1 pseudogene is annotated in these 654 nt (G+C 56.0%); it reads left to right on the forward strand.

Annotated features, from left to right (window positions below):
• Positions 1-654, forward strand: a pseudogene (locus HMPREF2780_RS11890) (cell wall protein); the annotation flags it as partial.

Consider the following 654-nt stretch of genomic DNA (forward strand, 5'->3'; position numbering starts at 1 on the left):
TTGCAGAAACTGACGCACTCGTTGAGGCTGATTCGCTCGCTGATACTGAGGCACTTGTTGAAGCGGAATCACTTGCAGAAACAGATGCGCTCGTGGAGGCCGATTCACTGGCACTTACTGACGCACTCGTTGAAGCGGACTCGCTCGCACTTACTGAGGCACTGGTTGAAGCGGACTCACTCGCACTTACTGATGCACTGGTGGAGGCCGATTCGCTCGCACTTACTGAAGCGCTTGTGGACGCGGACTCACTGGCACTGACAGACGCACTCGTGGAGGCGGACGTACTTACCGATGCGCTCGTGGAGGCTGATTCGCTCGCACTTACCGATGCGCTTGTTGAAGCTGATTCGCTTGCAGATACAGATGCACTGGTTGACGCGGACTCACTCGCACTTACCGATGCGCTCGTGGAGGCCGATTCACTCGCACTTACTGAGGCACTCGTTGACGCGGACTCACTCGCACTTACTGATGCACTCGTGGATGCAGATTCGCTTGCAGAGACTGATGCACTGGTTGAAGCAGACTCACTCGCTGATACTGAAGCGCTGGTTGACACGGATTCGCTCGCACTTACAGATGCACTCGTCGATGCGGACTCGCTTGCACTTACTGACGCGCTGGTTGACGAGGACTCGCTTGCAGAAACTG

The organism is Streptococcus sp. HMSC062B01 (assembly GCF_001811085.1).
Lineage (GTDB): Bacteria > Bacillota > Bacilli > Lactobacillales > Streptococcaceae > Streptococcus > Streptococcus gordonii.